General features: G+C 65.3%; 16 protein-coding genes. 10 read left to right on the top strand and 6 right to left on the bottom strand.

The features are described from left to right. The first annotated feature begins 265 nt into the window (after positions 1–265). Positions 266–478 carry a hypothetical protein gene (locus tag JEY66_RS11655; protein WP_018273308.1) on the top strand — a complete coding sequence of 71 codons (213 nt, stop codon included), beginning with the start codon at positions 266–268 and terminating at the stop codon, positions 476–478. 141 nt (positions 479–619) lie between these two features. Here the strand turns inward: JEY66_RS11655 and JEY66_RS11650 are convergent, their stop codons facing one another. Continuing rightward, positions 620–970 (bottom strand): hypothetical protein, encoded by a 351-nt coding sequence (locus JEY66_RS11650; protein ID WP_018273309.1) that lies wholly within the window; start codon positions 968–970, stop codon positions 620–622. A 404-nt stretch (positions 971–1,374) separates the two neighbouring features. On the opposite strand from JEY66_RS11650, the gene JEY66_RS11645 reads away from it, so the two are divergent. The 7 genes from JEY66_RS11645 (at position 1,375) to JEY66_RS11615 (ending at position 10,249) form a co-directional block, all read left to right on the top strand. Beyond that, positions 1,375–2,412 (top strand): mandelate racemase/muconate lactonizing enzyme family protein, encoded by a 1,038-nt coding sequence (locus JEY66_RS11645; RefSeq protein WP_240536881.1) that lies wholly within the window; start codon positions 1,375–1,377, stop codon positions 2,410–2,412. A gap of 129 nt (positions 2,413–2,541) precedes the next feature. Continuing rightward, complete coding sequence (locus JEY66_RS11640; protein ID WP_018273311.1) at positions 2,542–3,960, top strand: M20 family metallopeptidase; 1,419 nt, start codon at positions 2,542–2,544, stop codon at positions 3,958–3,960. Between the two features lie 444 nt (positions 3,961–4,404). Beyond that, the gene (locus JEY66_RS11635; protein WP_018273312.1) at positions 4,405–6,195 is read left to right on the top strand and encodes a peptide ABC transporter substrate-binding protein; all 1,791 of its coding nucleotides are present in this window, start codon (positions 4,405–4,407) and stop codon (positions 6,193–6,195) included. Between the two features lie 272 nt (positions 6,196–6,467). Beyond that, a complete protein-coding gene (locus JEY66_RS11630; protein ID WP_016842735.1) occupies positions 6,468–7,424 on the top strand; it encodes an ABC transporter permease in 957 nt (318 codons plus the stop codon). Next, positions 7,390–8,307 carry an ABC transporter permease gene (locus JEY66_RS11625; RefSeq protein WP_018273313.1) on the top strand — a complete coding sequence of 306 codons (918 nt, stop codon included), beginning with the start codon at positions 7,390–7,392 and terminating at the stop codon, positions 8,305–8,307. The genes JEY66_RS11630 and JEY66_RS11625 overlap by 35 nt, the downstream gene beginning before the upstream one ends. Then, complete coding sequence (locus JEY66_RS11620; RefSeq protein WP_085964974.1) at positions 8,304–9,284, top strand: ABC transporter ATP-binding protein; 981 nt, start codon at positions 8,304–8,306, stop codon at positions 9,282–9,284. The genes JEY66_RS11625 and JEY66_RS11620 overlap by 4 nt, the downstream gene beginning before the upstream one ends. Then, positions 9,281–10,249, top strand: coding sequence for an ABC transporter ATP-binding protein (locus tag JEY66_RS11615; RefSeq protein ID WP_018273314.1), 969 nt, complete (start codon positions 9,281–9,283; stop codon positions 10,247–10,249). The genes JEY66_RS11620 and JEY66_RS11615 overlap by 4 nt, the downstream gene beginning before the upstream one ends. Positions 10,250–10,437: 188 nt before the next feature. On the opposite strand, the gene JEY66_RS11610 is transcribed toward JEY66_RS11615, so the two are convergent. Then, positions 10,438–11,400: a LysR family transcriptional regulator gene (locus JEY66_RS11610; RefSeq protein WP_016842732.1), complete on the bottom strand. Its 963-nt coding sequence runs from the start codon at positions 11,398–11,400 to the stop codon at positions 10,438–10,440. Between the two features lie 100 nt (positions 11,401–11,500). Between JEY66_RS11610 and bla the strand changes: the two genes are divergently transcribed. Beyond that, positions 11,501–12,400, top strand: coding sequence for a class A beta-lactamase (gene bla / locus JEY66_RS11605; RefSeq protein ID WP_063709273.1), 900 nt, complete (start codon positions 11,501–11,503; stop codon positions 12,398–12,400). Positions 12,401–12,429: 29 nt separating this feature from the next. Here the strand turns inward: bla and JEY66_RS11600 are convergent, their stop codons facing one another. Continuing rightward, positions 12,430–13,851 carry an amidase gene (locus JEY66_RS11600; protein ID WP_018273316.1) on the bottom strand — a complete coding sequence of 474 codons (1,422 nt, stop codon included), beginning with the start codon at positions 13,849–13,851 and terminating at the stop codon, positions 12,430–12,432. Positions 13,852–14,059: 208 nt separating this feature from the next. Between JEY66_RS11600 and JEY66_RS11595 the strand changes: the two genes are divergently transcribed. Further along, positions 14,060–14,974, top strand: a complete 915-nt coding sequence (locus tag JEY66_RS11595; RefSeq protein WP_018273317.1) for an ankyrin repeat domain-containing protein — start codon at positions 14,060–14,062, stop codon at positions 14,972–14,974. Between the two features lie 159 nt (positions 14,975–15,133). Here the strand turns inward: JEY66_RS11595 and JEY66_RS11590 are convergent, their stop codons facing one another. From JEY66_RS11590 to JEY66_RS11580, 3 genes are all read right to left on the bottom strand, one after another. Further along, complete coding sequence (locus JEY66_RS11590) at positions 15,134–15,700, bottom strand: c-type cytochrome (RefSeq protein ID WP_125459396.1); 567 nt, start codon at positions 15,698–15,700, stop codon at positions 15,134–15,136. An 89-nt stretch (positions 15,701–15,789) separates the two neighbouring features. Continuing rightward, entirely contained in the window at positions 15,790–17,499 is a 1,710-nt protein-coding gene (locus tag JEY66_RS11585; protein WP_018273319.1) for a pyrroloquinoline quinone-dependent dehydrogenase, read from the bottom strand. Between the two features lie 405 nt (positions 17,500–17,904). Continuing rightward, positions 17,905–18,843 carry a carbohydrate kinase family protein gene (locus JEY66_RS11580; protein WP_016840871.1) on the bottom strand — a complete coding sequence of 313 codons (939 nt, stop codon included), beginning with the start codon at positions 18,841–18,843 and terminating at the stop codon, positions 17,905–17,907. Between the last annotated feature and the right edge of the window lie 6 nt (positions 18,844–18,849).

The raw sequence follows: 18,849 nt of genomic DNA, 5'->3' as shown, positions 1-18,849 counted from the left end.
GCCATAACCACCGCATTTGATTGTGAACGAGATCGTAGCCCCAGCGTCGCGCAACAATGCGTACTTGGGGTAATGGGTCCTGGCTTTCGCCAGGACGACTGCGAATCTTGGTGCGCACTCGTCTGTTTCACGCAGCCACTGCACAGCGACCCCAAATCGGTGATTTGGAAAATTCCGCCCTGCGGACACCCGACTCAGTATTCGACCGGATACAGACGCCTTCACGATCTGGCTATGCAATCTTCAGCCAACAAGAAGAAACGGCATGAAGAAGCTGATCGGTCGTCATCGGGACATTCAATACACACTCACCAACATCGAACCCGACCTCTGGGCCTGGTCGTTCGACATCAACGGCAAGACCAGGCAAGGCACCACGCGCGCGCGGCTCGACCTGCTGGCGCGGCGGCGCGTCTGCACGCTGATCGATCGCGAGTTGAAACGCGCGGAACGTGCCAGGCCCAACCAGCCTGACTGATCGCTTGCCCCGGTGAACGTCCACTGGACGGGCCGCGCACCTATGAGAAATGAAAACTCCCGCAGCGCCGGCTGCGGGAGTTGTTGGCATCGGTGGCCGCGGGGAGGTCCAACCACCGATACCGACCTTCGCTGACCCTGGTCAGGCTGTCTTGGCGAACATCGTCAGCACGCCATCGGCAATGTTGATGGCGACGACCTGCGACGAAGTCAGGCCCTTGGCCTTGAGCGCGGAGACCGCCTGCGGTGTCGCGTCAATCGACTTCCGAAGCGACTGGATGTCGTCCTCCTTGGTCTTTGCCATCGCATCCTCGATCTTCGATCGCATCTCGGGCTTGAGGTCCTTGATGTCGACGACCTGTATGCTCCGGATGACAGTGGATTGATCAGATGACTGCGGCGGCGCCTTGGGTTGCGCGCCTTGCGCTTGCACCAAGGCGGGCGTTCCGAGGACGAGCGCGGCGACAGTGACGAATGCTGTGAGATTGCGCATGGTCGATTCCTTTTCGAGGTCAGCAAGCGATAAAACCTACGCGCGAAGTTTGGCTGGCGTCTGATTTTTCCGTGGCTATTCATTGGAGCCAATGCGACCGCAATGCGGGCATCGACGCGCGCCCGGCCGCCGCGCCGACGTCCAGCGCGTGTCACCGCCGCGCCGCCATGGCAGGTCGGCCGATCCCATGTCCGGTATGACCGCCGATCTGCACGGTGGTCATATGCCTTGTATCTCCGAAGGCACGCCGATCGCTCAAGGCAGACATTCGCAGGCGCAAGGTTGCAGGCAGCCGGGGCTTTTGGGATCGTGCACCGCGCATTGCATCGTCCATGACAAGGAGTTCCGGCGTGGCCATCCTCAAGGACTTCAGCATCGGATTCTACAAGATCCCGCTCCCGGTGATGCTGAGCGACAGCACGCATGGCGAGATCAAGGCGTTCGAGCTCGTCACGATCCGCGCCCGCGATGCCGACGGTGCGGAAGGCACCGGCTACACCTACACAGTCGGCCGCAATGGCGGCGCCGTCGCCGATATTCTGAGCCGCGAAATCGGCGACATCGCGCGCGGGATGGAGGCCGACGACACCGAGCAGCTTTGGCACAAAGTGTGGTGGGCGCTGCATTATGGCGGCCGCGGCGGGCCGGCGGTGCTGGCGCTGTCCGCGCTCGACATCGCGTTGTGGGACCTCAAGGCGCGCCGGTCATCGCTGCCGCTGTGGCGGCTGCTCGGCGGCTTCGACCGCCGCGTCCCCTGCTATGCCGGCGGCATCGATCTTGATCTGCCGCTGGATGGTTTGCTGAAGCAGACCGACGACAATCTGGCCAAGGGCTTTCGTGCCATCAAGATGAAGGTCGGCCGGCCGAGCCTTGCGTCCGACGTGGCGCGCGTGAAGGCGATGCGCGGTCATCTCGGCGACGAATTTCCGCTGATGGCCGACGCCAACATGAAATGGACCGTCGAGGAAGCGATCCGCGCCGCGCGCGCCCTGCAACCGTTCGACCTGACCTGGCTCGAGGAGCCGACCATCCCGGACGACGTCGCGGGACACGCCCGCATCCTGCAAGCCGGCGGCGTGCCGATCGCGGCCGGCGAGAACCTGCGCAGCCTGTGGGAGTTCAAGCCCTATATCGCCGGTGGCGCGCTATCCTACGCCGAGCCCGACGTCACCAATTGCGGCGGCGTGACCAGCTTCATGAAGATCGCGCGCCTCGCCGAGGCCTTCAATATTCCCGTCACCAGTCACGGCGCGCATGACATCACCGTGCATCTGCTGGCGGCGTGCCCGAACCGGTCGTATCTCGAGGCGCACGGCTTCGGTCTCGATCGCTATATCGAGCATCCACTGGTTCTGGAGCAGGGCATGGCGATCGCGCCGGATCGCCCGGGGCACGGCATCGCCTTCGACTGGAAGGGCCTGGAGCGGCTCAGCGCCGCCTGACGCAGAAATATTTCTGCACACCAAGACGTGACATTCGGAAAAGCAGGTCTGCCGCGGCGCGCTAGGCGGCGTCGCGGCAAGCTGCTAGCGTTTCGCGCTTCAGATTGCCCTAGTTGAGGATCGGAGCAAATGGACAACCGTAGTGATGTTTGGCGCGGCGTCGACGCGATCAAGCCGCGTTTCATCGAATTGAGCGACCGGGTCTGGGCGATGCCCGAGGTCTGCTACACCGAGGCGCGCTCATCCGCCGAACATCTGGCCGAACTGCGCCATCAGGGATTCCGCATCACCGAGAACGTCGCCGACATCCCGACCGCGGTAATGGGCGAATGGGGTGAAGGCGGCCCGGTGATCGCCTTCCTCGGCGAATATGACGCCCTGCCCGGTCTCAGCCAGGAGGCCGGAATCGCCGAGCATCGCCCGGTCGAGAGCGGCGGCCACGGCCATGGCTGCGGACATAATCTGCTCGGCTCCTCCGCGCTGCTCGCCGCGACCGCGGTGAAGGACTGGCTTGCGGCCAACAAGGTGCCGGGCCGCGTGCGCTATTACGGCTGTCCCGCCGAGGAAGGCGGCGCGGCAAAGGCCTTCATGGTGCGCTGTGGCGCGTTCGAGGACGCCGACATCGCCATCACCTGGCATCCGCACAGTTTCTGGGAGGTGGCGGTGACACCGTCGCTCGCCAATACCCGCGCCGACTTCATCTTCACCGGGCGCACCTCGCATGCGGCGGCCTCGCCGCATCTCGGCCGCAGCGCGCTCGATGCGGTGGAATTGATGAATGTCGGCGTCAACTACATGCGCGAGCACATGCCGAGCGACGCCCGCGTGCACTACGCGCTGCTCGACACCGGCGGGATCGCGCCCAACGTGGTGCAGGCCCATGCCCGGGTGCGTTATTCGATCCGCGCCCGCGACCTGCCCGGCATGAACGAGCTGGTCGAGCGCGTGCACAAGATCGCGCAGGGCGCGGCGCTGATGACCGAGACCAAGGTGGAGATGAAGATCATCTCCGCGGTCTCCAACATCCTGCCCAACACGCCGCTGGAACAGACGCTGCACCGGATTATGGAAGAGCTCGGCCCGCCGCATTTCGACGATGCCGACAAGGATTTCGCCGGCAAGATCCGCGCGACCCTGACTGACAAGGACATCGCCTCGGTCTATTACGCGATCGGCATGGAGCCGACCGACCGGCCGCTCGCCGATTTCCTGGTGCCGATCGACGCCAAGCGCAATCCGCTGATCGGCTCGACCGACGTCGGCGACGTCAGCTGGGTGGTGCCGACGGTGCAGGTTCATGCACCGACGGTTGCAATCGGCACGCCGTTCCACACCTGGCAGGTTGTGGCGCAGGGCAAGACGCCGGCCGCGCACAAGGCGATGGTGCAGGCCGCCAAGGCGATGGCCGGCCTCGGCGTCAAGGCGCTGATGGAGCCGGAACTGATCGCGGCCGCCAAGGCCGACCTCAAGAAGCGGATCACAAGAACGCCCTATGTCAGTCCGCTGCCGGCGAATGTTGCACCGCCGTTGGACATGTCGATCGCCTGAGAGCCGCATTGAGGCCGGACCTGCTCTCCGGGATCAAGCAATCGCATATCCGCATCGTCATGGCCGGGCTTGTCCCGGCCATCCACGTCTTTCTCACGCGGAAACGGAGACGTGGATGCCCGGCACAAGGCCGGGCATGACGGGTTGGGGAGGGATCGCTTCAGACGCGGACTCCGGCCTGCGTGGCAAAAAAGCATCTCGGAACAAAGGATAACGAACAAATTTTCCGCACTGCGAGGCGCGCCAGGGCGCGCTTTTGGCGCCGATCTGCTGAACCGATGTGCGGCGGGGGGAGGTTCTGCACAAGCGATAGCCAAAAGACCTAGGCGCTGAAGGGCGGGAGGCGTTGACCTTCGCGATCATTCGGTGTGCCATCCTGCCGCCAACACGGCGGCCGGTTCCACGGCCCGCCGCAATAGCCAATTGAGCCGGACCGAGGGGACAATGTTCGACAAGAATCTGCGTGGCATGATCGACGACGTGAAGGACGGGCGGATGGATCGCCGCGCCTTCGTCAAGCGAATGATTGCCGTCGGCCTCACCGCGCCGATGGCCAACCAGATTCTTGCGATCGGCGGCGTCGCGATGGCGCAGAGCCCGAATCCCTACAAGCCGACCAAGCGCGGCGGCGGCGGTCCGCTGAAGCTGTTGTGGTGGCAGGGCCCGACCTTGCTCAATCCGCACTTCGCCACCGGCACCAAGGACCAGGACGGCTCGCGGCTGTTCTACGAACCGCTGGCAAGCTGGGACGTCGACGGCCATCTCAACCCGATCCTCGCCGCCGAAATCCCCTCGATCCAGAACGGCGGACTTTCCAAAGATGCCAAGACGGTGGTCTGGAAACTCAAGCCCGGCGTCAAATGGCATGACGGCAAACCCTTCACCGCCGACGACGTCGTGTTCAACTGGGAATATGCCACCGACCCCGCGACCGCGGCGGTCTCGAGCGGCACCTATTCCGGCATGACCGTGGAGAAGGTCGACGACCTCACGGTCCGCATCAAGTTCAAGGATCCGACGCCGTTCTGGGCCAACGCGTTCGTCGGCGCCTATGGCTGCATCATCCCGAAGCATTTGTTCGCCGAGTACAAGGGCAGCAAGTCGCGCGAGGCGCCGAACAACCTGAAGCCGGTCGGCACCAGCCCCTACAAGTTCGTCGAGTTCAAGCCGGGCGATCTGGTGCGCGGCGAGATCAACCCCGATTACCACATGCCGAACCGGCCCTATTTCGACACGATCGAGATGAAGGGCGGCGGCGATGCGGTGTCGGCGGCGCGCGCGGTGATCCAGACCGGCGAATATGATTTCGCCTGGAACATCCAGGTCGAGGACGAGGTGCTGCTGCGGCTGGAAAAGGGCGGCAAGGGCAAGACGCTCTATGCCGTCGGCGGCGACATCGAATTCATCGCCATCAACTTCACCGACCCGAATACCGAGGTCGACGGCGAACGCTCGTCGATCAAGACCAAGCATCCGATCCTGTCGGATCCGGCGGTGCGCAAGGCGCTGGCGCTGCTAGTCGACCGCGACTCCGTCAAGAAGGTGATCTACGGCCGCGCCGGCCGCACCACCGCCAATTATCTCAACGGCCCCGAGGAGTTCGTTTCCAAGAACACCAAATGGGAGTTCTCGGTCGAGAAGGCGAGCGCGCTGCTCGAACAGGCCGGCTGGAAGGTCGGCTCCGACGGCATCCGCGAGAAGGACGGCAAGAAGCTGAAGCTCCTGTACCAGACCTCGATCAACGGCCCGCGGCAGAAGACCCAGGCGATCGTCAAGCAGGCCTGCCAGAAGGCCGGCATCGACGTCGAGCTGAAGTCGGTGGTGGCCTCGGTGTTCTTCTCCTCGGACGTCGCCAACCCCGACACCTATTCCAAGTTCTACGCCGACATCGAGATGTTCCAGATCCCGATGACGCAACCCGACCCGGGCCTGCACATGCGCCGCTATCTGTCGCGCAATGTCGCGACCAAGGAGAACAAGTGGCAAGGGCAGAACTTCCCGCGTTGGGTCAACAAGGATTTCGACGCCGCGATCGAGGCGGCCGATACCGAGACCGATCCGATCAAGCGGGCCGAGCTCTACATCAAGTGCAACGATCTGATGTGGCAGGACACGGTGGTGATCCCGGTGATGCACCGCCTCGCAGTGGAAGCCTGCTCCAACACGGTGCGGCCCGCGCTCTCCGGCTGGGCCAACCAGACCGACAATCTGCAAGACTGGTATCGTGAAACCTGAGATGTGACGTGCTCGGAATCGAACGGGCACTCTTCTCCCTCTCCTCGTTCTTACGGGTCGAGACGAGCGGAGCTCGCTCTTGGAGGGTCGGGGTGAGGCTCTATCCGCAAATGCGTTGGAAGATGAGTTCGTGGAGAGTCCCCCTCACCCGGAATTCAAGGTGCGCTTGAATTCCGACCTCTCCCCGCACGCGGGGCGAGGTGAAGCTCGCCTTTCGACTGGAAGCAAGATCAACGTGCTCAAGGTGCGAGCGTAAGTTAGATGATCTCTCGATGAGTCAATATATCCTGCGTCGCCTGATGATCGCGATCCCGAGCCTGCTCGGAATCTCGCTCGTGCTGTTCGTGGTGCTGGCGCTCGCGCCGGGCGATCCGTTCAGCGAGCTCGCGACCAATCCGAACGTTCCGCCCGAGGTGCAGGCCGCGCTGCGCGCCAAGTTCGGCCTCGACGACCCGATCTATCTTCGCTACCTGCACTGGCTCGCGGCGATGGCGCAGGGCGACTGGGGCTTCTCCTTTGTCAGCCGGATCAATGTCGACACCCTGATCCTGCAGCGGCTGCCGACCACGCTCTACGTGATCGGCTCGGCCCAGCTGCTGGCGTTGCTCATCGCGATTCCGGTCGGCGTCTATGCCGCCACCCGGCCCTACTCGATCTTCGACCAGCTCGCCAACACCTTCGCCTTCATCGGCTTCTCGCTGCCGACCTTCTTCACCGGCATCCTGTTCATCCTGGTGTTCTCGGTGAAGCTGGACTGGCTGCCCTTCGTCTACACCGACGTGCCGGGCAGCGGCATTCCCTGGCTGCTGGAGATGATCCGGCAGGCGATCATGCCGGTGATGGTGCTCGGCCTGTTCCAGGCGGCGTCGATGACCCGCTTCGTGCGCTCGGCAATGCTCGACGTGATCCGGCTCGACTACGTCACCACCGCCCGCGCCAAGGGGCTCGGGCAGGCCAAGGTGATCGTCAAGCACGTGATGCGCAACGCGATGATCCCGGTCGTCACGCTGATTGCGCTGCAAATGCCTGCCGTGTTCGGCGGCGCCATCGTCACCGAGCAGATCTTCCGGATTCCCGGCATCGGCTCGCTGCTGATTTCCTCCATCCTCGCCAATGACACGCCGGTCGTGATGGCCGTGACCTTCGTCTTTGCGTGTCTCGTGGTGCTGTTCAACCTGATCGCAGATGTCCTCTATGGCTGGCTTGACCCTCGTATCTCCTTCCGCTGAGCGGCGCGGCTATTCGCCCTGGCGCGAAACCTGGCGGCGCTACCGCCGGCACCGGCCGGCCGTGGTCAGCGCCGTGCTGCTGCTGCTTTTGATCGCAGCCGTCGTGATCGGCCCGTTCGTCTGGCGCGTCTCGATCAGCGACATGGACGTCGTGGCCGGCCTGCAGGGGCCGTCGCTGGCGCATCCGTTCGGCACCGACGATCTCGGCCAGGACCTGCTCGCCCGCATGATCTATGGCGGGCGCATCTCGCTCGCGGTCGGCCTCGCCGCGATGCTGGTCTCGGTGTTCGTCGGCACGCTGATCGGCGCGCTCGCCGGCATGTCGCGCGGCGCGCTCGGCTACGCCCTGATGTGGCTGACCGATCTGTTCCTGTCGCTGCCGCAACTGCCGCTGCTGTTAATGCTGATCTATCTGTTCCGCGACGGGCTGAAGGCGATGTTCGGCCCGGAGGGCGGCATCTTCATCCTGATCGTGCTGGTGATCGGCGGCTTGCGCTGGATGCCGGTGGCGCGCCTGGTGCGCGCCCAGTTCCTGTCGCTGCGCGAGAAGGAATTCGTCGAGGCGGCGCGCGCGCTCGGCGCGAGCCCGGTGCGCCAGGTGGTGCGCCACATCCTGCCCAACGCGCTGGGACCCGTGATCATCGCCGGCACGATCGACGTCGCCGCCGCCATCATCGCGGAATCGACACTGTCATTTCTCGGCCTCGGCTTCCCCCCGGACACCCCGACCTGGGGCCGCATCCTCTATGACGCCAAGGACTTCCTCGACATCGGCCCGCATTGGGCGCTGTTTCCGGGCGGCGCGATCTTCATCGCGGTGGTTGCCATCAATTTCATTGGCGACGGGCTGCGCGACGCGCTCGACGCGCGCAAGGTGATCTGATGGCGCTGCTCGACATCAAGGGCCTGAAAACCCATTTCAGCACCGACGACGGCATCCTCCAGGCGGTCGACGGCGTCGACATCAGCATCAACCGCGGCGAGACGCTGTGCGTGGTCGGCGAATCCGGTTGCGGCAAGACCGTCACCGCGATGTCGATCCTGAAGCTGATCGCCATGCCGCCGGGCAAGATCGTCGAAGGCGAGATCATCTTCGAGGGCCGCGACCTGGTGCCGTTGACCAGCCATCAGCTCGACGACATCAGGGCCAAGGAGATCGGCTTCATCTTCCAGGAGCCGATGACCTCGCTCAATCCGGTGCTGACCATCGGCGAGCAGATCGCCGAGAGCCTGCACCGCCACGAGGCGGTGACCAAGAAGCAGGCGCTCGAGCGTACCATCGAGATGCTGAAGCTGGTGCAGATCCCCAACGCCGCGGGCCGCGTGCATCATTATCCGCACCAGTTCTCGGGCGGCATGCGCCAGCGCGTGATGATCGCGATGGCGCTGGCGTGCCGCCCCAAGCTCGTGATCGCCGACGAGCCGACCACCGCGCTCGACGTCACCATCCAGGCGCAGATCCTCGACCTGTTGCAGGACATGAAGGAACGCTTCGGCATGGCGGTGATGCTGATCACCCACGCGATGGGCGTGGTCGCCGAGACCGCGCAGCGCGTCGTCGTGATGTACGCCGGCAAGGTGGTGGAAGAGGCGCCGGTCGACGAACTGTTCGGCAATCCCGGCCACCCCTACACCCAGGGCCTGATCCGCTCGATCCCGCGCATCGATCTCGACGCCGAGCACAAGACGCGACTGGAAGCGATCGGCGGCTCGGTGCCGATCCTGATCAACCCGCCGCCCGGCTGCCGTTTTGCTGCCCGCTGCAAATACGCCATGAGCATCTGTACCGAAAAGGAGCCGAGGCTGCGCGAGATCGCACCCGGCCATCGCATGGCCTGCCACCTCGGAGACGCGTCATGAGCGAGCCGCTGCTGCGGGTTTCCAATCTGAAAAAGCACTTTCCGGTGCTGGGCGGCCTGCTCTCGCGCGAGGTCGGCCAGGTCTATGCGGTCGACGGCGTGTCGTTCTCGGTCAACCGCGGCGAGACACTGGGGCTGGTCGGCGAATCCGGCTGCGGCAAGTCGACCACCGGCCGCTGCGTGTTGCGGCTGATCGAGCCGACCTCGGGCGAAATCGTGTTCGACGGCCGGAGCGTGACCGGCCTCGGTGGCGGCGACCTGCGCGCCATGCGGCGCAACATGCAGCTGGTGTTCCAGGATCCGTTCGCCTCACTCAACCCCCGTATGACGGTCGGCGCGATCCTCGGCGAGCCCTTCATCATCCACAATCTCGTGACCTCGGCCAGCGAACGCGAGGACCGCGTCGCGAGCCTGTTGGTCAAGGTCGGGCTGAAGGCCGAGCACATGCGCCGCTACCCGCACCAATTCTCCGGCGGCCAGCGCCAGCGCATCGCGATCGCCCGCGCGCTGACCTTGGAGCCGAAGCTGATCGTGTGCGACGAGCCGGTCTCCGCGCTCGACGTCTCGATCCAGGCCCAGGTCATCAATTTGCTCGAGGATCTGCAGGCCGAGCTCAACCTCACCTATCTGTTCGTCGCCCACGATCTCTCTGTCGTGGAGCACATCTCCGACCGCGTCGCGGTGATGTATCTCGGCCGCATCGTCGAACTTGCCAAGGCCAGCGATCTCTACCGCAATCCGCAGCACCCCTACACCAAGGCGCTGCTCTCGGCGGTGCCGGTGCCGGATCCCAAGGCGAAGCGCGACCGCATCCGCCTGAAGGGCGACGTGCCGAGCCCGATGAATCCGCCCAAGGGCTGCCACTTCCACACGAGATGCCCGATCGCCGAGGAGCGCTGCCGGCAGACCGCACCGGAACTGCTGGAAGGCAGGAACGGGCATTCCGTGGCGTGCCATCTGGCGTAAGGCGCGCGCCAGATGCGATAGCCAGCCGGCGCGGGAGCGCACCGCCAAAAATATCGAAAACAACCCCATGCAAAGTAGCCGGCGGCTGCGGGCGTCCGACACGGCACTTGACATGTCGGGCAAATCAGCGGCATTATTCGATAATTCCGAAATAGTGGCGACGATAGTTGAAATTACGTCGTCAGACGTTATCGCCGCTTGGTCCTGGTCCGCGGCTTTGGTCTGGCCTTTGTCTTGATCTTCCGCCGCGGTGCAGGCGCAACGGCGTCCTCCACCTCGCTCGCCTCCGTCCGCAGCGTCTCGAGCAGCCAGTCACGAAACGCGCGCATGCCCGGCGTCACCTCGCGCGACTTCAGCCAGGTCAGCCAATAGGATCCCGCCGGGACCTCGGCAGCGAACGGCCGCAGCAGCCGGCCGGAGGCCAGCTCATTTTCGAACATCGCGATCGGCACCAGCCCGACGCCGACGCCGCGCGCGGCGGCCTCGGCCATCGCCACCGAGCTGTCGAAGATCGGTCCCTGGATTTTCGGACACGGCGCGCCGGCGACCGCAAACCATAGCGGCCACTCCTCGGCGCGGTAGGAGCGCAGCAAGAATTCCTGCGCGAGATCGGACGGCTTGCGCAGCCGATCGGCCGCGTCGGGGCAACACACCGGCGAGAGCGGCGCGGACAACAGATGGATCGCCTCGGTGCCGTGCCACGAGCCGTCACCGAAGCGCAGCGCGAGGTCGAGCCCGTCGCCCGCGATGTCGACGCGGTTGTTGTTGGTGAGCAGACGCAAATCGATATAGGGATGCGCGCGCTTGAAGCGGTCGACCCGTTGCAAGAGCCAACCGGTCGCGAACGTCGTGACGCAGCCGACGGTGACGACTTCGCGCGTGCCCTTGGCCTCGATGCGGTCGATCGCGGCCCCGATCCGGTCGAGCGCGTCTGACAGCACCGGCAGCAGCGCCAGCCCTTCGTCGGTGAGCACCAGCCCGCGCGGCAGCCGGCGGAACAGGCTCGTGCCCAGGAGATCCTCGAGCTGCTTGACCTGATGGCTGATCGCGGTCTGCGTCACACGCAGCTCCATCCCGGCGCGGGTGAAGCTGAGCAGCCGCGCGGAGGCCTCGAAGGCCCGCAGCGCGTTCAGCGGGAGATGCCGGCGCACGGCGTCATGACCAAGTTTTCCTCATGTCTCGCTGTATAAATGATTGTTTGTGCGCCGTCACGCCGCCAGGCAGGTTCGCGCCGCCAACGGGAGATTCGACATGCTGACGAGACGGACATTTGGATTGCGCGCGCTGGGCCTTGCGGTGTCCTGCACTTTGCCGCGGCAAGGCGCAGCGGCAGGACCAAGCGAGCCGGCGCAGCAGCTGCAGCAGGAGTTTGCCCGCATCGAGCTGGCGACCAGCGGCCGGCTCGGCGTCGCCGCGCTTGACATGGAAACGGGATTGCGCGCGAGCCGGCGCGGCGACGAGCGGTTCCCGATGTGCAGCACCTTCAAGGCGTTGGCCTCGGCTGCGGTGCTTCACCGGGTCGACCGCGGCGAATCCAGCCTCGATCAGCAAATCCGGTTCGAGGCCAAGGATATCTTGGCCAACTCGCCCGTCACCAAGGAGCACGTCGCCTCGGGCATGACGCTTGCCGAGCTTTGCGAGGCCGCCATCACAAGGAGCGACAACACTGCGGGCAACATGATCCTCCGCGAGATCGGCGGGCCAGCCGGCCTGACCGGCTTCTTCCACACCATCGGCGACAATGTGAGCCGGCTCGATCGCTGGGAGCTGGCGCTGAACGAGGGGGTATCAGGCGATCCGCGCGACACCACGAGCCCGGTGGCGATGCTGAAGAACCTGCAGCGCGTCGTGCTCGGCGACGTTCTGCAGACCGTCTCGCGCCAGAAGCTGGTGGACTGGATGGTCGCCAACAAGACCGGCGACGCAAGGCTGCGTGCCGGCGTGCCCCGCGACTGGCGGGTTGCCGACAAGACCGGCACCGGCGAGCGCGGCACCTACAACGACATCGGCGTGTTCTGGCCGCCCGGCCGCAAGCCGATCGTGGTGACGGTTTACCTGACCGGGGCAAGTGCCCCCATGGAGAAGTGCAACGAGGTGATCGCCAATGTCGCGCGCGCCGTCGCCAATGCGAGCACCGGGCAGACCGGCTGAACCGGCGACGATCAGCGTCGCCGACAACATCAGGCCGGCCAGCGACCAAGCAAGTCGCTCGCCGCCTCGAACAACGCTGCAACGCGCAACAGTTCGGCATCGGCCCGGAAGCGGCCGGCCAGGTGCAGTCCGATCGGCAGGGCGTCGCGGCCGAAACCTGCGGGGATGCTGACGGCGGGATGACCGGTCATGTTGAACAGCATGGTCCAGGGAAACCAGTGCGGCCGCACGCTGTCGAAACTCCGGCCGTCGATCTCGATCGTGCCGAACAAATCCTGGTCGATCGGCAGCGCCGACCTGGTCAAGGTCGGCATCGCCAGGAGATCGCCGCGCGCGAACAACGACTGCACCCGGCGGAACAGCGCGGTGCGCTCGAACATCGCCCGCTGGTAGTCGACACCGCTGACCTGCGCCGCCACCGCGAGCTGCTTCAGGAAGGTTGCGCTGAGATCATTTTGATGATCGGCCGCGAGCTTCTCGAAGCGGGTGCGCCAGACGGTGTGATTGATCGCACGCCAGATCGGCTCGATGTCAAAGCCGTCGCCGGAAAACTCTTCGAGCTCAGCGCCGAGGCTCGCCAGCCGGTCGAGGCTTGCCTTGAACGCCGCAGCCACATCTGATGTGACCGGACGCCCCGGCGGCGACACGCAGAACAGCACCCGCCGGCCCTTGAGGTCGCCGCGCGGCGCGGCAAGCCCGAGATAATCGGGCGCCGGCACCCCGATCGACCAGGGGTCCGACGGATCCTCTCCCGCCATCGCCTGCATCATCAGCGCCGTATCGGCAACGGTGCGCGTGGTCGGCGTGACATAGGTCTGGTTGCCGAACGCGTCCTGCACCTGGCTATGCGGGATCACCCCGTTGCTCTGCTTGATTCCGACCACGCCGTTGCAGGCGGCGGGAATCCGGGTGGAGCCGCCGCCATCGGTCGCAACCGCCAGCGGCGCGATGCCGCTCGCGACGGCCACCGCCGCGCCGCCGCTGGAGCCGCCACTGGACCGCTCGGCACTCCATGCATTGCGCGTCCGCCCGAACAGCGGCGAATCGGTCAGGCACTTGCTGCCGAACTCCGGCGTCGTGGTCTTGCCGATCAATATGCCGCCCTGGGCACGGAGGCGGGCCACCGCGACGGCGTCATTGTCGGGCACGTTGTCCCGGTACGGCACCGCGCCGAAGGTCGTCCGGATGTCTTTGGTGTTGACGATATCCTTCACGGTGAAGGGGATGCCGTGGAGCAGACCTAGCGGCTCGCCAGCCGTGATTTGCCGCTCGGCGGCTTTCGCCTGCGCCATCGCCGCATCGCCGCACAGCGTGATGAAGCAGTTCAATTCGGGTTGCAGCCGCTCGGCACGGGCAAGCACCGCGCGCGTAACCTCGACGGGCGAAACCTCCTTGCGGGCGATGCGCCCACGAAGCTCAACGGCAGACAGCAGACACAGATCGTCGCTCATTCGGGCAAGGACTCGCGTCAGACATGGTCGACGCCCGCATCGTGCCGCGCGGCATGCGGCAAGTCCATCGGCTCGGACGCATGGCGCAACGCCGCGGCGCCGCGACGGCGCATGGCCTGCCGCGTGCCGGCAGTCAGTTCCCGGCCGCGCGGCTTGGCAGCGACGGAGGATCATGCGACGCTCGATTCCCCATACGGAGGAGCATGTCTTGTATCGCCGCATTGCCCTCGCCGCGCTGATCGTTGCCGGCAGCGTGCACGGCAGCCTCGCGGCGGCCGATCCGGCGCGGTGCCGCGAGCTGATCCGCAAATACGAAACCGACAAGGCCCGGCTCAGCGCGATCGAGATCTCGCTGTCGCTGTTTGCGGCCGCCAATGCCGATTGCATCAACCTTGTCACCGAGCTGCTCGATCACGGCGCCTCGGTCGATGCGCGGGACCGGCTGGGCGCAAGGCCGCTGAGCCACGCCGCCCGCTCCGGCCATCTTGCGATGGTCGACCTGCTGCTGGCGCGCGGCGCGCCGGTCGACGCGCGCAACCTCGCGGGATCGACCGCGCTGTATTTTGCCGCCGAGCGCGGCCATGTCGCGATCGTGCAGCGGCTGCTCGACCGCGGCGCCGATGTCAATCTCACCGGACGCAGCGGCGCCTCCCCGGTCGCGGCCGCGGCCTATGCCGGCAGGGACATGGTGGTACGCATGCTGCTGGCGCACGGCGCCGACGGCCGCAAGGCCGACGACACCGGCAAGCCGCCGGTCGTCTATGCCGCGGCCGGCGGCCAGCTCGGCATCGTCAAGCAACTGCTCGCGCGCGAGATCGACGTCAATGCGCGCTACGCCAACGATCTGACGCTGCTGATGTGGGCGGCCGGGCCGGATGAGACCGTGCCGGAGGCGCAGGCGCTGGAGGTCGTGACGTACCTGCTGGAAGGCGGCGCCAAGGTCGACGACCGCGATGCGCGCGGCCGCACGGCGCTGATGATCGCCGCCGAAGGCAATCATCCGGCGATTGCCAGGACGCTGCTGGCACATGGCGCCGACCCTGCGCTGGCCGACAAGGCCGGCAAGCACGCCGCCGATCTCACCATCCTGTCGGCGCTGCGCGAGGAGCTGACGCCGCGTTAGCTGACGCGAGGGCAGTGCGCCCCCTCTCCCGCTTGCGGGGGAGGGTTGGGGTGGGGGCTCTCTCCACGAATCATTTGGTGGAGAGAGCCCCCACCCGCATCGCATCTTCGATGCGATGCGACCTCCCCCGCAAGCGGGAGAGGTAAACCTGCCCGCCGCTCACAGCCCCGCCAGATAGTCCACCAGCGCGGCAAGATCGTCGGGCGACGTTGCCAGCATCAGGTCGGACATGCCGGGATTGTTGCCGCGCGCACGGGTGCGGAAATCGGCGATGGTCTTGGCGAGATAATCCCGTCCCATTCCGGCCAGCCGCGGCACCGTGCCGTCGCCCTGGAAGCGATCGAGATGGCAGGCCGGGCAGCCGACCGAGCGGCTGGCACTGACCGCCTTCTCCGCCACGTCCTTGGGCGCGCGCGGCTGGCCGAGGTCAGGCCACGGCTTCTGCGAGAAATATTCCGCGATCGCCAGCATGTCGTCGCGCTCGAACTGCGCCGCGATCGGCTGCATGATCTCGCTCTTGCGATCGCCGCGCTTGAAATCGCGCAGCTGGATGTAGAGATAGCCGGCCTGCTGGCCCCAGATCGTCGGAATGGTCTTGTCGACCGGCTTGCCATTCTCGCCGTGGCAGGCGGTGCAGACCTGCACCTTGTCTTCAATCGTCTCCGCGCGCGCCTGTACCGCCATCAGCAGCAGCGCGACGCCGCAAATCATCAATCTACTGAACATCTGCTCATCCGTAGAAAACAGAAGCGGGACCGAACCGGTCCCGCCTCGCCGTCAATGTTCGCACGCGTGCTGATGCATCAGGCCCGGGCTCAGTCGAGCGTGAAGGCGATGATGTTGTTGCCACGCTTGTAGTCGAGCTGGGTGTTACCGCCCGCGCCGACCACGACATATTGCTTGCCGCCGACCATGTAGCTCGACGGCGGCGCGTTGACACCGGCGCCGGCCCGGAAGCTCCACAGCTCCTTGCCGTTCGACGAATTGTAGGCCGCGAACTTGCCGTTTCCTTCACCGGTGAAGACCAGGCCGCCGGCGGTGGCGAGGATGCCGCCGATCATCGGCTCGGGCGTGTTGACCTGCCATTTGATCTTGCCGTTGTTGTAGTTCACTGCGGTGATGTTGCCCGCCTGCTTCTCGCCCGGGATCACCTTGAAGGCGCCGCCCAGCCACAGCTTGCCGTTCGGATAGGCCGAGCTCTCGACGTGGTAGGTCATCGGCTGGTGCAGGTTGATGGCGTAGGCCAGCTCCTGTCCCGGATCGGTCGCGATCGGCGACCATTCGACGCCGCCATTGGCGCCGGGCAGCATACGCGCACCTTCCTTGGTCGGCAGCACCCACATGTTCTCCTGCGGCACCATCGCCTCGGAGAAGCGGATCAGGCTGCAGTCCTTGCGATCGTGCACATAGATGTGCCCGGTCTTGCCGGCATGAATGACGCCGGGAATCGTCTTGCCGCTCTTGTCCTTGACGTTGACCAGCACCGTCGGGCTGACCGCGTCGAGGTCCCAGACGTCATGGGCGATGTACTGGAAGTGACAGACATACTTGCCGGTGTCGAGATCGAGCGAGACCAGCGAGTTGGTGTAGAGGTTGTCGCCGGGCCGGTTCGAGCCGTCGAGGTCGGGCGACGGGTTGCCGACGACGAAGTAGATCCGGTTGGTCGCGAGATCGACCGACGGGTTCTGCCACACGCCGCCACCGAGCTTGGCATAGGGATCGCCGATCTTGGCGAGCATGTCCTTCTCGGCCTGGATATTGCGATGCATGTCGCGGCCGGTGGCATCCTTGGTCGCCCAGACACCAACGGAATTCTCCGGAATGGTGTGGAAATTCCAGAGCTGCTTGCCGGTCTTGGCGTCGTAGGCGCGCACGAAGCCGCGGATGCCGTATTCGCCGCCATTGGTTCCGATCAGGACCTTGTCCTTCACCACGGTCGGCGCCATCGTCTCGCTGTAGCCGAGCTCTGGATCGGCGATGTTGGTGGTCCAGACCACCTCGCCGGTCTTGGCATTCAGTGCCATCAGCTTGGAATCGAGCGTCGCCAGATAGACCCGGTCGCCGAGCACCTGCACGCCGCGATTGTTGGGACCGCAGCAATAAACCGTAATCGGGCCCATCTTGTGGGCATAGTGCCAAAGCTGCTGACCGGTCTTGGCGTCGAGTGCATAGACATGGCTGAACGACGTCGTGACGAACATCACGCCGTCGACGACGATCGGTGATGTCTCAAGCGATTCCTTGACGTCGGTCTGGAAGATCCATGCGACGTGCAGGTCCTTCACATTGTCCCGGCTGATCTGCTTACCCGGATAGAATCGCGTCTGGGCGTAGTTGCCGTTGGTGAGGAGGAAATCCCTGGTGCTCTTGTCGGCGGCGTTGAGCTGCTCCTGGGTCACCGGAGAAACATTGGCGTTACCGAGGACCGACTGCTTCTCCTGCTTGACTTCCTGCGCGATGGCGGCGCCCGACAACAGGCCAACGCCGAGCGCGGCGGCGAATGCCGCAAGCCCTTTCACATACATGTCTTCCCCCGTTATTTCTTGGTTGCAATATTAGGGATGCGTATCTGCTACTTCCCTTCGAGGCCCGGTCGCCCTGGCGAGCCCGCAACCCGTTGCGTGGCCTGGTTGCGCTGCAATAGACGATCAAAAAAGACGACGACAGGTATCGATGGATGGGTTCGATGTTAGCGCGGTCTTTCACAAAGACAACCGATGCGCTCAATGCGAAGCCGAAGCAGCATGACTTCGTATGCTCGAAATGCAGGGATCGCGGGTTGGCGTCAAATCCGAGCGATATCGGGTGCTTCGGACGCCTTCACGCATCGCCGGGCAGATTTGCCTTCGCAGGCGCAGCACGCAAAATGAGACTAAGCGTCAAGCGACGGCATCGCGCGAGACGCCGCGCCGGCTGAGGCCGTGCATGCCCTACCAATAGTCGGCCGGCAATTCCCGGCTCCGCGGCGGATCGGCGCCGGGCCGCGTGCAGGTGAAGGCGGCGCATTTGCAGGCAAAGGACAGCGCACGGGTCAGCTCGGCCGCAGAGACGTCGCCCAGCCGCGGTCGCGCGATCCGGCCCAACCGATGCAACGCGGCGAGCAGCGCGGCCTGAAAGCTGTCGCCGGCGCCGATCGTATCGACGACGTTCACCACCGGCGCTTCGGCCGCGATCGGTCCGGTCTTGCGATGCCAGGCGCAGGCGCCATCATTGCCGCGCGTGATGACGACAAGCGATGCGCCGCCCGACATCAGGGCCTCGGCCCTTGCAGCGTAGGCCTCGTCGCCGAACAGATAAGCGAAGTCGACGTCGGACATTTTCACGATGTCGGCCTTGCCGCAGAACGCCAGCATGCGCGCGCGATAAGCGTCCTCGTCCCTGACGAGATTCGGCCGGCAGTTCGGATCGAGCGAGATCGTCACGTTCGGCCGCGCATCCTCGATCAAGGCCAGCGTCTCCGCCGCACCCTTGTCATGGACTAGCGTGGTCGAGCCGGTGTGGAGGCAGGTGATGCCGTCAAGCGCGACCGCATCGCGTCGGTAGGTCCAGTTCCGCGATGCGGTGTCGGCGTCGTAGAAGGCGTATTGCGTCTCGGTGCCGGTGACGCGCGCAAAGGCCAGCGTGGCCTGGCGATTGCTGCGCGTGGCGCGGCTAAGATCGACGCCGGACTCTGCGGCATGATCGGCGATCATCCTGCCGAAGGTGTCGGTCGAGATGCCGCCGACAAAGCCGGTCGGAACATCGAGCCGCGCGCTGCCGATCGCGATGTTGAGGCAGGAACCGCCGACCGCGGGCGTCAGGGCCTCGCGTCCATCCGCCGTCTTCGACGGCAGGAAATCGATCAGCGCATCTCCGCAACTCAGCAGCATGGGACA

This window comes from Bradyrhizobium elkanii USDA 76 (assembly GCF_023278185.1).
GTDB lineage: Bacteria > Pseudomonadota > Alphaproteobacteria > Rhizobiales > Xanthobacteraceae > Bradyrhizobium > Bradyrhizobium elkanii.
This window is presented reverse-complemented; position numbering and strand designations above follow the sequence as displayed.

Coding starts and splice junctions, on each gene's coding strand:
- JEY66_RS11650 (WP_018273309.1), bottom strand. CDS start 970: ATGCGCAATCTCACAGCATTCGTCACTGTCGCCGCGCTCGTCCTCGGA.
- bla (WP_063709273.1), top strand. CDS start 11,501: ATGCTGACGAGACGGACATTTGGATTGCGCGCGCTGGGCCTTGCGGTG.
- JEY66_RS11615 (WP_018273314.1), top strand. CDS start 9,281: ATGAGCGAGCCGCTGCTGCGGGTTTCCAATCTGAAAAAGCACTTTCCG.
- JEY66_RS11625 (WP_018273313.1), top strand. CDS start 7,390: ATGGCTGGCTTGACCCTCGTATCTCCTTCCGCTGAGCGGCGCGGCTAT.
- JEY66_RS11645 (WP_240536881.1), top strand. CDS start 1,375: ATGCTGAGCGACAGCACGCATGGCGAGATCAAGGCGTTCGAGCTCGTC.
- JEY66_RS11655 (WP_018273308.1), top strand. CDS start 266: ATGAAGAAGCTGATCGGTCGTCATCGGGACATTCAATACACACTCACC.
- JEY66_RS11600 (WP_018273316.1), bottom strand. CDS start 13,851: ATGAGCGACGATCTGTGTCTGCTGTCTGCCGTTGAGCTTCGTGGGCGC.
- JEY66_RS11635 (WP_018273312.1), top strand. CDS start 4,405: ATGTTCGACAAGAATCTGCGTGGCATGATCGACGACGTGAAGGACGGG.
- JEY66_RS11640 (WP_018273311.1), top strand. CDS start 2,542: ATGGACAACCGTAGTGATGTTTGGCGCGGCGTCGACGCGATCAAGCCG.
- JEY66_RS11580 (WP_016840871.1), bottom strand. CDS start 18,843: ATGCTGCTGAGTTGCGGAGATGCGCTGATCGATTTCCTGCCGTCGAAG.
- JEY66_RS11630 (WP_016842735.1), top strand. CDS start 6,468: ATGAGTCAATATATCCTGCGTCGCCTGATGATCGCGATCCCGAGCCTG.
- JEY66_RS11585 (WP_018273319.1), bottom strand. CDS start 17,499: ATGTATGTGAAAGGGCTTGCGGCATTCGCCGCCGCGCTCGGCGTTGGC.
- JEY66_RS11590 (WP_125459396.1), bottom strand. CDS start 15,700: ATGTTCAGTAGATTGATGATTTGCGGCGTCGCGCTGCTGCTGATGGCG.